This is a genomic window from Oerskovia sp. NPDC056781 (genome assembly GCF_042789955.1).
GTDB classification, from domain to species: Bacteria; Actinomycetota; Actinomycetes; order Actinomycetales; family Cellulomonadaceae; genus Oerskovia; species Oerskovia rustica.
In genome coordinates, this window is sequence record NZ_JBHUAD010000129.1 from 1 (window position 1) to 11,314 (window position 11,314).

At 67.3% G+C, this 11,314-nt stretch carries 19 protein-coding genes; all 19 read left to right on the plus strand.

Going from position 1 to position 11,314, the window contains the following annotated elements; translation table 11 throughout:
* The first annotated feature begins 171 nt into the window (after positions 1-171).
* The 19 genes from rplN to rplQ all read left to right on the plus strand — a co-directional run bounded on the left by rplN (position 172) and on the right by rplQ (position 11,262).
* Positions 172-540, plus strand: a complete 369-nt coding sequence (gene rplN, locus ACFRCR_RS12000) for a 50S ribosomal protein L14 (RefSeq protein WP_021480431.1) — start codon at positions 172-174, stop codon at positions 538-540.
* A gap of 2 nt (positions 541-542) precedes the next feature.
* On the plus strand, positions 543-884 hold the full coding sequence (gene rplX, locus ACFRCR_RS12005) for a 50S ribosomal protein L24 (protein WP_030151930.1): 342 nt from the start codon (positions 543-545) through the stop codon (positions 882-884).
* Complete coding sequence (gene rplE / locus ACFRCR_RS12010) at positions 884-1,453, plus strand: 50S ribosomal protein L5 (RefSeq protein WP_030151929.1); 570 nt, start codon at positions 884-886, stop codon at positions 1,451-1,453. Before rplX ends, rplE begins: the two co-directional genes overlap by 1 nt.
* A 1-nt stretch (position 1,454) precedes the next feature.
* Complete coding sequence (locus ACFRCR_RS12015; RefSeq protein WP_012867931.1) at positions 1,455-1,640, plus strand: type Z 30S ribosomal protein S14; 186 nt, start codon at positions 1,455-1,457, stop codon at positions 1,638-1,640.
* A 76-nt stretch (positions 1,641-1,716) separates the two neighbouring features.
* On the plus strand, positions 1,717-2,115 hold the full coding sequence (rpsH, locus tag ACFRCR_RS12020; protein WP_030151928.1) for a 30S ribosomal protein S8: 399 nt from the start codon (positions 1,717-1,719) through the stop codon (positions 2,113-2,115).
* 20 nt (positions 2,116-2,135) lie between these two features.
* A complete protein-coding gene (gene rplF, locus ACFRCR_RS12025; RefSeq protein WP_377677798.1) occupies positions 2,136-2,672 on the plus strand; it encodes a 50S ribosomal protein L6 in 537 nt (178 codons plus the stop codon).
* Positions 2,673-2,674: 2 nt separating this feature from the next.
* The gene (rplR, locus tag ACFRCR_RS12030) at positions 2,675-3,046 is read left to right on the plus strand and encodes a 50S ribosomal protein L18 (RefSeq protein ID WP_030151926.1); all 372 of its coding nucleotides are present in this window, start codon (positions 2,675-2,677) and stop codon (positions 3,044-3,046) included.
* Between the two features lie 52 nt (positions 3,047-3,098).
* A complete protein-coding gene (gene rpsE / locus ACFRCR_RS12035) occupies positions 3,099-3,755 on the plus strand; it encodes a 30S ribosomal protein S5 (protein ID WP_030151925.1) in 657 nt (218 codons plus the stop codon).
* A complete protein-coding gene (gene rpmD, locus ACFRCR_RS12040; protein WP_030151924.1) occupies positions 3,755-3,937 on the plus strand; it encodes a 50S ribosomal protein L30 in 183 nt (60 codons plus the stop codon). The genes rpsE and rpmD overlap by 1 nt, the downstream gene beginning before the upstream one ends.
* Before the next feature lie 2 nt (positions 3,938-3,939).
* A complete protein-coding gene (rplO, locus tag ACFRCR_RS12045; protein ID WP_138825543.1) occupies positions 3,940-4,512 on the plus strand; it encodes a 50S ribosomal protein L15 in 573 nt (190 codons plus the stop codon).
* Between the two features lie 232 nt (positions 4,513-4,744).
* Positions 4,745-6,040 carry a preprotein translocase subunit SecY gene (secY, locus tag ACFRCR_RS12050; protein WP_138825541.1) on the plus strand — a complete coding sequence of 432 codons (1,296 nt, stop codon included), beginning with the start codon at positions 4,745-4,747 and terminating at the stop codon, positions 6,038-6,040.
* Positions 6,041-6,096: 56 nt separating this feature from the next.
* Entirely contained in the window at positions 6,097-6,654 is a 558-nt protein-coding gene (locus tag ACFRCR_RS12055) for an adenylate kinase (RefSeq protein ID WP_138827492.1), read from the plus strand.
* A gap of 23 nt (positions 6,655-6,677) precedes the next feature.
* On the plus strand, positions 6,678-7,514 hold the full coding sequence (gene map, locus ACFRCR_RS12060) for a type I methionyl aminopeptidase (RefSeq protein WP_377677808.1): 837 nt from the start codon (positions 6,678-6,680) through the stop codon (positions 7,512-7,514).
* Positions 7,515-7,969: 455 nt separating this feature from the next.
* Positions 7,970-8,191, plus strand: coding sequence for a translation initiation factor IF-1 (gene infA, locus ACFRCR_RS12065; RefSeq protein ID WP_012867920.1), 222 nt, complete (start codon positions 7,970-7,972; stop codon positions 8,189-8,191).
* 85 nt (positions 8,192-8,276) lie between these two features.
* Positions 8,277-8,390, plus strand: a complete 114-nt coding sequence (gene rpmJ / locus ACFRCR_RS12070; protein ID WP_009740505.1) for a 50S ribosomal protein L36 — start codon at positions 8,277-8,279, stop codon at positions 8,388-8,390.
* Positions 8,391-8,603: 213 nt separating this feature from the next.
* Positions 8,604-8,978, plus strand: coding sequence for a 30S ribosomal protein S13 (rpsM, locus tag ACFRCR_RS12075; RefSeq protein ID WP_030151919.1), 375 nt, complete (start codon positions 8,604-8,606; stop codon positions 8,976-8,978).
* A gap of 103 nt (positions 8,979-9,081) precedes the next feature.
* The gene (rpsK, locus tag ACFRCR_RS12080) at positions 9,082-9,486 is read left to right on the plus strand and encodes a 30S ribosomal protein S11 (RefSeq protein WP_030151918.1); all 405 of its coding nucleotides are present in this window, start codon (positions 9,082-9,084) and stop codon (positions 9,484-9,486) included.
* Between the two features lie 154 nt (positions 9,487-9,640).
* On the plus strand, positions 9,641-10,660 hold the full coding sequence (locus ACFRCR_RS12085; RefSeq protein ID WP_030151917.1) for a DNA-directed RNA polymerase subunit alpha: 1,020 nt from the start codon (positions 9,641-9,643) through the stop codon (positions 10,658-10,660).
* Positions 10,661-10,716: 56 nt separating this feature from the next.
* Positions 10,717-11,262, plus strand: coding sequence for a 50S ribosomal protein L17 (gene rplQ, locus ACFRCR_RS12090; protein ID WP_377677810.1), 546 nt, complete (start codon positions 10,717-10,719; stop codon positions 11,260-11,262).
* The last annotated feature ends 52 nt before the right edge of the window (positions 11,263-11,314 follow it).

Consider the following 11,314-nt stretch of genomic DNA (forward strand, 5'->3'; position numbering starts at 1 on the left):
CCCGCCCGTCACGACCGGTCTCGGGCCGCACCAAGGTGCGGCAACCAGTAGACAGGGCGGCGGGACCCCGCCGCGCCTGGCCGGTTCACCCGCAAGGGACCCGGCACTGACAGCTATCCGTTCGGCAAGGCTCGCTCCGCGAGAACCAGCTCGACGACAGGAGTTCACTACATGATCCAGCAGGAGTCGCGACTTCGCGTCGCCGACAACACGGGTGCCAAGGAGATTCTCTGCATCCGTGTTCTCGGCGGTTCGGGCCGTCGCTACGCCGGAATCGGCGACGTCATCGTCGCAACCGTCAAGGACGCTATCCCCGGTGGCAACGTGAAGAAGGGCGACGTCGTCAAGGCGGTCGTCGTCCGCACCGCCAAGGAGCGCCGTCGTCCGGACGGTTCCTACATCAAGTTTGACGAGAACGCGGCCGTGATCCTCAAGAACGACGGCGAGCCCCGTGGCACGCGCATCTTCGGCCCCGTGGGCCGCGAGCTGCGTGACAAGCGGTTCATGAAGATCATCTCGCTGGCTCCGGAGGTGCTCTGAACATGGCGAAGATCAAGAAGGGCGACCTCGTGGTCGTCATCTCTGGCAAGGACCGCGCAAGCCAGGGTCGCGTGCTCGAGGTCCTCACGGACTCCGACCGCGTGATCGTCGAGGGCATCAACCGCGTCACGAAGCACACCAAGGTGGGTCAGTCCCAGCGTGGGACGCGTACCGGTGGCATCGAGGTCGTCGAGGCGCCGATCCACGTGAGCAACGTGATGGTCGTCGACCCGGAGACCAAGAAGGGCACCCGCGTCGGGTACCGCACCGAAGAGGTCGAGCGTGACGGCCGTACGCGCAAGGTTCGCGTGCGCGTCGCCAAGCGTTCCGGTAAGGACATCTGATGAGCACTGAACTGCAAGCCCCTGAGATCGCGCGTCTCAAGCAGCGCTACCGCGACGAGATCGTCGCCGGCCTCCTCGAGGAGTTCGGCCACGAGAACGTCAACCAGGTTGCACGACTGACGAAGATCGTCGTCAACATGGGTGTCGGCGACGCGGCCAAGGACTCGAAGCTCATCGAGGGTGCCATCCGCGACCTCTCGGCCATCACCGGCCAGAAGCCGCAGGTCACCAAGGCCCGCAAGTCCATCGCTCAGTTCAAGCTGCGTGAGGGCATGCCGATCGGCGCGCACGTCACGCTGCGCGGTGACCGCATGTGGGAGTTCCTCGACCGCCTGCTGTCCATCGCTCTGCCCCGTATCCGCGACTTCCGCGGACTCTCGGCCAAGCAGTTCGACGGCCACGGCAACTACACCTTCGGTCTCACGGAGCAGTCGATGTTCCACGAGATCGACCAGGACAAGATCGATCGCGTCCGCGGTATGGACATCACGATCGTGACGACGGCGACGACCGACGACGAGGGCCGCTCCTTGCTGCGCCGTCTCGGCTTCCCCTTCAAGGAGAACTGACATGGCGAAGAAGGCCCTGGTCAACAAGGCAGCCGCAAAGCCTAAGTTCGCGGTCCGCGCCTACACTCGCTGCCAGAAGTGCGGTCGCCCGCACTCCGTGTACCGCAAGTTCGGCCTGTGCCGTATCTGCGTTCGCGAGATGGCACACCGTGGCGAGCTTCCCGGCGTCACCAAGAGCAGCTGGTAACAACTACGTCGCAGGTCTGGCACGGTTCCCCTCGGGGAACCGGCCAGATACCCCGGCGAGGAAGGGCTGAAGCCCAATGACGATGACCGACCCGATCGCAGACATGCTGACCCGTCTGCGTAACGCGAACTCGGCTTACCACGAGACGGTTCAGATGCCGTTCTCGAAGCTGAAGTCGCACATTGCTGAAATCCTGCAGGCCGAGGGCTACATCTCCGGCTGGACCGTCGAGGACGCGCCCGTGGGCAAGTACCTCACCATCCAGCTGAAGTTCGGCCCGAACCGTGAGCGCTCCCTTGCCGGTGTGCGCCGCGTGTCGAAGCCCGGACTGCGTGTGTACGCGAAGTCGACCAACCTGCCCAAGGTTCTCGGTGGCCTCGGCGTGGCGATCCTGTCCACGTCCTCCGGCCTCCTGACCGACCGTCAGGCAGCCAAGAAGGGCGTGGGCGGAGAAGTCCTCGCCTACGTCTGGTAATCGGAAAGGAGAGATACGCCATGTCTCGTATCGGCAAGATCCCCGTTCCGGTTCCCGCCGGAGTGGATGTCACGATCAGCGGCGCGCTGGTGACCGTCAAGGGCCCGAAGGGTTCCTTGGAGCACACCATCCCCGCCCCCATCGAGGTCTCCCAGGACGCCGACACCCTCGTGGTGACGCGCCCGAACGACGAGCGTGCATCGCGCGCTCTGCACGGCCTGACCCGCACCCTTCTCGCAAACCTGGTGACTGGTGTCACCCAGGGCTACGAGAAGAAGCTCGAGATCGTCGGTACCGGTTACCGCGTGACCGCGAAGGGCACTGACCTGGAGTTCGCTCTCGGTTTCAGCCACCCCGTCGTGGTCGCGGCACCGGCCGGCATCACCTTCGCTGTCGAGTCCCCGACCAAGTTCTCGGTCTCGGGCATCGACAAGCAGCAGGTCGGCGAGGTCGCTGCGAACATCCGCAAGATCCGCAAGCCCGAGCCGTACAAGGGCAAGGGTGTGCGTTACGCCGGCGAGGTCGTCCGCCGCAAGGTCGGAAAGGCTGGTAAGTAACGATGGCTCTCAAGGTTCTCGGCAAGGGCAAGGCAGTCTCGCGCAAGCGTCGCCACCTCCGCCTGCGCAAGAAGATCGCTGGCACGGCTGCTCGTCCCCGCCTCGTCGTGACGCGCTCCGCGCGCCACATCACGGCGCAGATCGTGGACGACACGATCGGTCAGACCGTTGCTTCCGCATCGACCATCGAGGGCGACCTGCGGTCGTTCGACGGTGACAAGAGCGCGAAGGCCCGCAAGGTCGGCGAGCTCGTCGCCGAGCGTGCCAAGGCCGCTGGTGTCGACTCGGTCGTCTTCGACCGCGGTGGCAACAAGTACCACGGCCGGGTGGCTGCAGTCGCCGACGGGGCCCGCGAAGGCGGTCTGTCCCTGTGATGATGGCCGAAACCACCACCGTGTACACGGTACGGAAGCAAAGGATTCTCTGATGGCTGCAGGGCAGCGCAGCAACACCGGCGCCCCTACGGGTGCCGCCAACGAGTCGACCGACCGCAACTCCGGAGGCCGCGGCGACGCTCGTCGCGACGGCCGCCGTGGTGACGGTCGCCGTGGTGACGCCGCCGAGAAGAACGCCTTCGTCGAGCGCGTCGTCACCATCAACCGCGTGTCCAAGGTCGTCAAGGGCGGCCGTCGCTTCAGCTTCACCGCGCTCGTCGTGGTGGGCGATGGCGACGGTACCGTCGGTGTCGGCTACGGCAAGGCGAAGGAAGTCCCCGCGGCGATCGCCAAGGGTGTCGAGGAGGCCAAGAAGAACTTCTTCAAGGTTCCCCGCATCCAGGGCACCATCCCTCACCCCATCCAGGGCGAGGCAGCCGCCGGTGTCGTCTTCCTGCGTCCGGCAGCCCCGGGTACCGGTGTCATCGCCGGTGGTCCGGTGCGCGCCGTGCTGGAGTGCGCGGGCATCCACGACGTCCTGAGCAAGTCGCTCGGTTCGTCCAACGCGATCAACATCGTGCACGCGACGGTCGAGGCCCTGCGCAACCTGGAGCAGCCTGAGGCTGTTGCAGCGCGTCGTGGCCTGCCGCTCGAGGCCGTGGCTCCGGCCGCGCTCCTGCGTGCACGTGCAGCTGGGGTAGGTGCGTGATGGCTCGACTCAAGGTGACCCAGACGAAGTCCGCCATCGGCGGCAAGCAGAATCAGCGCGACACGCTGCGCACTCTGGGCCTCAAGCGGATCGGCGACACCGCCGTGAAGGAGGACCGCCCGGAGATCCGCGGCATGGTCGCAACGGTGGCGCACCTCGTCGCCGTTGAGGAGGTCGAGTGATCATGGCTGAGAAGGCCAAGAAGGAGACCGCGGTCGAGGCTTCGACCGACGCTCCGAAGAAGAAGGCTCCCGCCAAGAAGGCAGCTGCGACCGAGGCCCCCAAGGCCGAGGCGCAGCAGACCGTCGGCGCTGGTGGCACCCTCAAGGTCCACCACCTCCGTCCCGCCCCCGGCGCCAAGAAGGCCAAGACCCGTGTGGGTCGTGGTGAGGCGTCGAAGGGTAAGACGGCCGGCCGTGGTACCAAGGGCCAGAAGGCTCGTTACCAGGTGCCGGAGCGCTTCGAAGGTGGACAGATGCCGCTGCACATGCGTCTGCCCAAGCTTCGTGGCTTCAAGAACCCGTTCCGCACGGAGTACCAGGTCGTGAACCTGGACAAGCTCTCCGCGCTGTACCCCGAGGGTGGCTCCGTCACCGTCGAGGACCTGGTCGCCAAGGGAGCCGTCCGCAAGGGCGAGCTCGTCAAGGTGCTCGGCACGGGTGAGGTCACCGTCAAGCTCGAGGTCGCGGTCGACGCGTTCTCGGCTTCCGCCAAGGACAAGATCCTTGCGGCCGGTGGCTCCGTCTCGGAGGACTGACACGTAGGACAGGGCCGATAGCGCGATGCGCTGTCGGCCCTGTCTGCGTCTGGGGGTGGTCCGCCGGTGCCGCCGCTGCTCGGGGGAACGTAGAATCATCGCCGGTTGTCTCAATTTGCCGTCCATCGCGGCGCAGCGGCTAAGGTGCCCCATGGCGTCCCGTGCCGGGTGCGTCACATCTCGCCGACCAACCGGCGACACGACATCCCGCCTCGGCGGGCCAGGAGGATAGGTGCTCAGCGCATTCGCCCGGGCTTTCCGGACACCTGACCTGCGGCGCAAGCTGCTGTTCACGATCGCCATCATGGCGATCTTCCGTGTGGGCTCGTTCATCCCGACCCCTGGTGTGGACTACGCCAACGTCCAGCAGTGCATCGACACGCAGGGCCAGAACAACCTCCTGGGCATGGTGAACCTGTTCAGCGGTGGCGCCCTGCTCCAGCTCTCGATCTTCGCGCTCGGCATCATGCCGTACATCACCGCGAGCATCATCGTGCAGCTGCTCCGTGTGGTCATCCCTCACTTCGAGGCGCTGCACAAGGAGGGCCAGTCCGGTACCGCGAAGCTCACGCAGTACACGCGCTACCTGACGATCGCCCTCGCGGTCCTGCAGTCGACGACCGTCATCACGACGGCCCGCAGCGGTCTGCTCTTCCCGGGCTGCCCCGTCCCGGTCATCCCGGACAACAGCTTCCTGACGTCCGCGATCATGGTCATCACCATGACGGCGGGTACCGGCCTCATCATGTGGCTCGGCGAGCTGATCTCCGAGCGTGGTGTCGGCAACGGCATGTCGCTCCTGATCTTCACGTCGATCGCGGCCAGCTTCCCGCTCGCTCTCTGGTCGATCGCGGGCGGCTCGAACGGCGCGATCAACTTCACGATCATGATCGCCGTCATCGTCCTGGTCATCGGCCTGGTCGTCTTCGTCGAGCAGTCCCAGCGCCGTGTGCCGGTCCAGTACGCGAAGCGGATGGTCGGACGCAAGATGTATGGCGGATCGAGCACCTACATCCCGATCAAGATCAACATGTCCGGCGTCATCCCGGTCATCTTCGCGTCGTCGCTGCTCGCGGTCCCCGGCCTCATCGCCCAGTTCGGCGACACGACGGCAGGATGGGTCCAGTGGGTCACCAAGTACCTCGCGGACCCGGCCTCGCCGATCCACATCTCGATCTACGTGGTCCTCATCGTCTTCTTCTGCTTCTTCTACACGGCCATCACGTTCAACCCGGACGAGGTCGCGGACAACATGAAGAAGTACGGCGGCTTCATCCCGGGCATCCGGGCCGGCCGCCCCACGGCGGAGTACCTCGACTACGTCATCACCCGCATCACCTCGGCGGGTGCCATCTACCTCGCGCTCGTTGCGCTCATCCCGACGCTCGTCCTGGTCCTGCTGGGGGTGAGCACCAACATCCCGTTCGGTGGTAGCTCGATCCTCATCGTGGTGGGCGTCGGCCTCGAGACGGTCAAGCAGATCGACTCGCAGCTGCAGCAGCGTCACTACGAAGGGTTCTTGCGTTGACCGACACGACTCCCGTTGCGGGTACCTCGTCCGAGGGCTCCGCGCGCTTGATCATCATGGGTCCCCAGGGGGCCGGCAAGGGCACCCAGGCGGCTCGCCTGGCGGCGCACTACGGCATCCCGGCGATCTCCACGGGCGACATCTTCCGTGCGAACATCAAGGGCGGCACCGAGCTGGGCAAGCTCGTGCAGGAGTACACGGCCAAGGGTGAGCTCGTCCCCGACTCGGTGACGAACGACATGGTCCGTGACCGCCTCGCGCAGGACGACGTCGCGCGCGGCTTCATCCTCGATGGCTACCCGCGCAACGCTGCCCAGGTCGTCGAGCTCGACGGGATCCTCGCCGACCTCGGTGTCGAGCTGGACGCCGTCCTCGAGCTCACCGCGGACCGCGACGAGCTCCTCGCCCGCCTGCGCAAGCGTGCGGAGATCGAGGGCCGTGAGGACGACACCGAGGAGGCGATCGCCCGCCGTCTCGACATCTACGCCGAGCAGACCGCTCCGCTGACGTCCGCGTACGCCGAGCGGGGCCTCCTGGCCCAGGTCGACGGCATCGGTGAGATCGACGACGTGACCACGCGTCTCGTCGAGGCGCTCGCGCCTCTCGTCGGCTGACCCGGGGACGGTAGGAACGCGAAGTGTTCGGTCGCGAGAAGATCGAGTACAAGACGGTCGACCAGGTGCGCACGATGCGCCGGGCGGGGCTGGTGGTCGCCGACGCGCTCGCCACGGTCCGCTCGGCGGTGCGCCCGGGCATGACGACCGCGGACCTGGACGCGCTGGCGGCGGCCGTGATCGGCGATGCCGGCGCGACGCCGTCGTTCCTGGGGTACCACGGGTACCCGGCGACGCTGTGCGTCTCGGTGAACGACGAGGTCGTGCACGGCATCCCGGGGACGCGAGAGCTGCTCCCGGGCGACGTCGTGTCGGTGGACTGCGGCGCGATCGTCGACGGCTGGCACGGGGACTCCGCGTTCTCGTTCGTCCTGCCCGAGGCCGACGCGGCGGACGTCGCACTCGTCGAGGCGACCGAGCGGGCGCTCTGGGCCGGCATCGCCGCCCTGGCGACCGGCGAGCGTCTGGGGGACGTCGGCAACGCGGTCGAGGACTCGATCGAGGCGTCGGCCGCGGCCGACGGCGTCCCCTACGGGATCATCGAGGAGTACGTGGGGCACGGCATCGGTACGTCGATGCACCAGCCGCCGGACGTCCTGAACTACCGGACGCGTGAGCGTGGACCCCGGCTCAAGCCGGGCATGTGCCTGGCCATCGAGCCCATGGTGACCCGTGGTGAGCGCTTCACGCAGGTGCTCGAGGACGACTGGACGGTCGTGACCGACGACGGCGCGCGTGCGGCCCACTGGGAGCACAGCGTCGCCATCCTCGAGGACGGCATCTGGGTCCTGACGGCCCCCGACGGCGGTGCCGCGAAGCTCGCCGAGCTCGGCGTGACCGTCGCCCCGCTCGACGTCTGAGGCTCGTCCGCACGGCGACGGCCCGCTCCCGGCCTCACGAGGTCAGGAGCGGGTCGTCGCCGTGTCGGGGGGGAGCGGCGTCGCCGGGACGCCCGCGCGGTGACCTGGTCTCCGACTCGCGACCGTCACCGCGGGCGGCGCAGAGGCGTCCCACGCGGGCGCAGGCGGTGCCGAGGCCTCGTGGCCGGGCCTGCATCCACGACGCCGTCAGCGACAGCCTGCGGGCGCCGTGGACGGCCCTCTGCGGTGCCGTCAGGCGCACGTGTCCGGGGCACACCGCCCCCGGTTCCTTCTGACGGATCGATGCCGTAGGATAGTCCGCTGGGTGTAGTCCGCGTTCCCTGTTCGAGTTCAACCGACCGGGCAGCAGGGCGGAATGCACACGACGTCCACTCACCGGTCCTCGTAGAGCACGGGTGCGTGGGAAGCAGTTCGGACGAGAGTTAGCGGAGGATATGGCAAAGAAGGACGGTGTCATCGAGATCGAGGGCAGCGTGGTCGAGGCCCTGCCGAACGCGATGTTCCGCGTGGAGCTGGCCAACGGGCACAAGGTTCTGGCTCACATCTCGGGCAAGATGCGACAGCACTACATCCGGATCCTCCCCGAGGACCGAGTGGTGGTGGAGCTGAGCCCGTACGACCTGTCCCGTGGCCGGATCGTCTACCGCTACAAGTAGTCGTCAAGAATCCACCACTCGAAACAACTGCTGCCGCAGGCCTGGGTTCGCCCGCGCGTGCGTGCGGCGGCGGAGGAACAGACTGATGAAGGTCAAGCCCAGCGTCAAGAAGATCTGCGACAAGTGCAAGGTGATCCGCCGGCACGGTCGCGTCATGGTGATCTGCGAGAACCTGCGTCACAAGCAGCGCCAGGGCTGAGTCCCCGGCGCTCCGGCGCACGGTGATGCAGGTCCGCGAGAGCGGACCGATCGCCGGCACCCTCGGGTGCCAACCAGCGCACCACCACGAACCTCACGGTCGGGCCGCACAGGCCCACTGAGGGGAACCCCCGGCTCGGAGGCCGGGGCCCGCAGCTCCGCGGGAAGATGGTGCGGTAGACCTCCGAACGAAGTAACAGGAGCCGGAAGGCACATGGCACGTCTTGTCGGCGTCGACCTCCCCCGCGAGAAGCGGCTCGAGATCGCGCTCACCTACATCTACGGCGTCGGCCGTACCCGCGCCCAGCAGACGCTGGCCGCCACCGGGATCTCCCCGGACGTTCGCGTGAAGGACCTCGGTGACACCGAGCTCGTCGCGCTGCGTGACTACCTCGAGGGCAACTACAAGCTCGAGGGTGACCTCCGCCGTGAGGTGGCTGCTGACATTCGCCGCAAGGTCGAGATCGGCTGCTACGAGGGCCTGCGTCACCGCCGCGGCCTGCCCGTCCGCGGGCAGCGCACCAAGACCAACGCGCGTACCCGCAAGGGACCCAAGCGCACCGTGGCCGGCAAGAAGAAGGCCCGCTAAGCAGTAGTCCGTGGAACGCGTGTAGGGCGCCTGAGCCTCGAGCTCACCCGCGCGGCGCACGCCGACCCGGTCCGAACACCTCAGACCAGGAGAAGATCCAGAAATGCCTCCCAAGACTCGCGCCACCGCGGCCCGCAAGCCGCGCCGCAAGGACAAGAAGAACGTCCCCCACGGCCAGGCGCACATCAAGAGCACGTTCAACAACACGATCGTGTCGATCACCGACCCGACCGGTGCCGTCATCGCCTGGGCCTCGGCCGGGCACGTCGGCTTCAAGGGCTCGCGCAAGTCGACGCCGTTCGCCGCGCAGCTCGCTGCTGAGTCCGCGGCCCGCCGCGCCCAGGAGCACGGCGTCAAGAAGGTCGACGTCTTCGTCAAGGGCCCCGGCTCCGGCCGTGAGACCGCGATCCGTTCGCTCACCGCGACGGGCCTCGAGGTCGGCTCGATCCAGGACGTGACGCCCCAGGCTCACAACGGCTGCCGCCCCCCCAAGCGTCGCCGCGTCTGATCCTCTGCTCCGCTCGTCGTCGCGCTGCCGCCGGCCCTGCCGGCCGGCGCGACGACGGGCGCAGCACCCTGGGCGGGTGGACAGAGTCCCGCCCAGGAGCACGCGTTGCCCGTGATGCGTCATATAGCGGACGCACACCGAAAGGAACACACCAGTGCTGATCGCACAGCGCCCCACCCTGACCGAAGAGGTCATCTCGGAGAACCGTTCGCGCTTCTCCATCGAGCCGCTCGAGCCTGGCTTCGGCTACACCCTCGGCAACTCGCTTCGTCGCACGCTGCTCTCGTCCATCCCGGGCGCTGCAGTGACCTCGATCCGCATCGACGGTGTCCTCCACGAGTTCACCACCGTTGCCGGTGTCAAGGAAGACGTCACCGAGATCATCCTCAACATCAAGAACCTCGTGGTCTCCTCGGAGAACGACGAGCCGGTCGTGATGTACCTGCGCAAGCAGGGTGCTGGCGCGGTCACCGCCGCGGACATCGTCCCGCCGGCGGGCGTGGAGGTCCACAACCCGGACCTGCACATCGCCACCCTCAACGACAAGGGCAAGCTCGAGATCGAGCTGACGGTCGAGCGTGGACGTGGCTACGTCTCCGCGAACCAGAACAAGTCCTTCGACGCCGAGATCGGCCGTGTTCCCGTCGACTCGATCTACTCGCCGGTCCTCAAGGTCACGTACAAGGTCGAGGCGACCCGCGTCGAGCAGCGCACCGACTTCGACAAGCTGATCGTCGACGTCGAGACGAAGCAGGCGATCTCCCCGCGCGACGCGCTGGCCTCGGCCGGCAAGACGCTCGTCGAGCTCTTCGGCCTCGCCCGTGAGCTCAACGTCGAGGCCGAGGGCATCGAGATCGGCCCGTCCCCGACGGACGCCGCGCTCGCTGCGGACCTCGCGCTCCCGATCGAGGAGCTCAACCTCACGATCCGTTCGTACAACTGCCTCAAGCGCGAGGGCATCCACCAGGTCGGCGAGCTCGTCGCTCGCAGCGAGGCAGACCTGCTGGACATCCGGAACTTCGGCGCGAAGTCCATCAACGAGGTCAAGGAGAAGCTCGCAGAGCTCGGCCTGAACCTCAAGGACTCGCCGCTGGACTTCGACCCCTCCACGGCGGACTACTACGAGGCCGACGAGGACGAGGCGACGTTCTCCGACGGGCAGCAGCAGTTCTGACCTTCCGTGCTCGCGGCTCGGCCGCACGCACGATCCACTTCTAAGGAGCAAGATCAATGCCTACCCCCACCAAGGGTCCGCGGCTCGGCGGTGGCCCGGCTCACGAGCGTCTCATCCTCGCGAACCTGTCCACGCAGCTCTTCGAGCACGGCCGCATCACGACGACCGAGACCAAGGCCAAGCGCCTGCGTCCGGTGGCCGAGCGCCTCATCACGTTCGCGAAGCGCGGTGACCTGGCGGCTCGTCGTCGCGTCATGACCGTCGTCCGCGACAAGTCCGTCGTGCACACGCTGTTCACCGAGATCGCCCCGCAGATGGCGGAGCGCAACGGTGGCTACACGCGCATCACGAAGGTCGGCAACCGCAAGGGCGACAACGCCCCCATGGCCGTCATCGAGCTCGTGACCGAGCCCGTCAGCCCCAAGCAGGCCGTCGTCCGCGAGGCCGAGAAGGCTGCGAAGAAGGCCAGCAAGCCCAAGGCCGCCAAGGTCGAGGACGCTCCCGTCGAGGACGCCACGATCGAGGACGCGCCCGTCGTCGAGGACGCTCCCGTCGTGGAGGACGCCCCCGTCGAGGACGCCAAGGACTCGAAGGAGAAGTGATCCCACCCCGGCTCTGCCGGACGGGCATCTCCTGAAGGGCCCGGCACCATCT

Coding starts and splice junctions, on each gene's coding strand:
- rplN (WP_021480431.1), top strand. CDS start 172: ATGATCCAGCAGGAGTCGCGACTTCGCGTCGCCGACAACACGGGTGCC.
- rplX (WP_030151930.1), top strand. CDS start 543: ATGGCGAAGATCAAGAAGGGCGACCTCGTGGTCGTCATCTCTGGCAAG.
- rplE (WP_030151929.1), top strand. CDS start 884: ATGAGCACTGAACTGCAAGCCCCTGAGATCGCGCGTCTCAAGCAGCGC.
- ACFRCR_RS12015 (WP_012867931.1), top strand. CDS start 1,455: ATGGCGAAGAAGGCCCTGGTCAACAAGGCAGCCGCAAAGCCTAAGTTC.
- rpsH (WP_030151928.1), top strand. CDS start 1,717: ATGACGATGACCGACCCGATCGCAGACATGCTGACCCGTCTGCGTAAC.
- rplF (WP_377677798.1), top strand. CDS start 2,136: ATGTCTCGTATCGGCAAGATCCCCGTTCCGGTTCCCGCCGGAGTGGAT.
- rplR (WP_030151926.1), top strand. CDS start 2,675: ATGGCTCTCAAGGTTCTCGGCAAGGGCAAGGCAGTCTCGCGCAAGCGT.
- rpsE (WP_030151925.1), top strand. CDS start 3,099: ATGGCTGCAGGGCAGCGCAGCAACACCGGCGCCCCTACGGGTGCCGCC.
- rpmD (WP_030151924.1), top strand. CDS start 3,755: ATGGCTCGACTCAAGGTGACCCAGACGAAGTCCGCCATCGGCGGCAAG.
- rplO (WP_138825543.1), top strand. CDS start 3,940: ATGGCTGAGAAGGCCAAGAAGGAGACCGCGGTCGAGGCTTCGACCGAC.
- ACFRCR_RS12055 (WP_138827492.1), top strand. CDS start 6,097: ATGGGTCCCCAGGGGGCCGGCAAGGGCACCCAGGCGGCTCGCCTGGCG.
- infA (WP_012867920.1), top strand. CDS start 7,970: ATGGCAAAGAAGGACGGTGTCATCGAGATCGAGGGCAGCGTGGTCGAG.
- rpmJ (WP_009740505.1), top strand. CDS start 8,277: ATGAAGGTCAAGCCCAGCGTCAAGAAGATCTGCGACAAGTGCAAGGTG.
- rpsM (WP_030151919.1), top strand. CDS start 8,604: ATGGCACGTCTTGTCGGCGTCGACCTCCCCCGCGAGAAGCGGCTCGAG.
- rpsK (WP_030151918.1), top strand. CDS start 9,082: ATGCCTCCCAAGACTCGCGCCACCGCGGCCCGCAAGCCGCGCCGCAAG.
- rplQ (WP_377677810.1), top strand. CDS start 10,717: ATGCCTACCCCCACCAAGGGTCCGCGGCTCGGCGGTGGCCCGGCTCAC.